Raw genomic sequence first — 742 nt, 5'->3', positions numbered from 1 at the left:
AAATTTTTCTGGTGGCGATGCGTCTTAGGGACACACCCGTTCTCATCTCGAACACGATGGTTAAGACTTAGACGGCCGATGGTACTATACTGGAGACGGTATGGGAGAGTAGGTGGCTGCCAGATTATAAAAAAAGATATTTAAAGAACAATAAAGAATAAAATAAGAATTATCCTAATTAGTCATTTGATATAAGTAATCTTATATGAGACAGAAAAGATAAGAGCAATTACTTATATGAAATGACTGATTATTGAGAAGTCAATGCAGTCACGTAAAAGAATTTATCGAAGATAAATCAGTTACGCTTGTACCTTGAAAACTACACATTGAATAAACAATCAAATATAAATTTGATTTGTCAGACATCTAAAACATCATGTTAGAATGAATGTTCAAACATGATAACAATGCAAAGTTAAAGAATTAAGACGTTTAAGGATTTAACAATGTAGATACTTACGAAAGTAAGGATCAAAACCCTTATGTTGCAACGCTATGTAACATATAGGTTATTAGTTGGTTATCATGAAATTAAAATTTCATGATAAGTTCGCTTTTCTTATAAGAATATAAAAAGTAAAAAACACTTTTTAATTCTTGCAATAAAAGCTATGGTTAAGCTAATAAGAGCACAGGGTGGATGCCTTGGCACTAAGAGCCGATGAAAGACGTGATAAGCTGCGATAAGCGTTGGTGAGGAGCAAATATCCTTTGACCCAGCGATTTCTGAATGGGGAAA

Annotated in this window: 2 rRNA genes; both read left to right on the top strand. The window is 33.2% G+C overall.

Annotated features, from left to right (window positions below):
* The first annotated feature begins 7 nt into the window (after positions 1–7).
* A 5S ribosomal RNA gene (gene rrf / locus HBB17_RS20310) occupies positions 8–125 on the top strand.
* Between the two features lie 491 nt (positions 126–616).
* Positions 617–742: ribosomal RNA gene (locus HBB17_RS20305) — 23S ribosomal RNA — on the top strand; the annotation flags it as partial.

The sequence above is a fragment of the Anaerosporobacter faecicola genome (genome assembly GCF_012070565.1).
GTDB lineage: Bacteria > Bacillota > Clostridia > Lachnospirales > Lachnospiraceae > Anaerosporobacter > Anaerosporobacter faecicola.
Note: the sequence above shows the minus strand (reverse complement) of the source record. Positions and strands in the feature narration are given on the sequence as shown.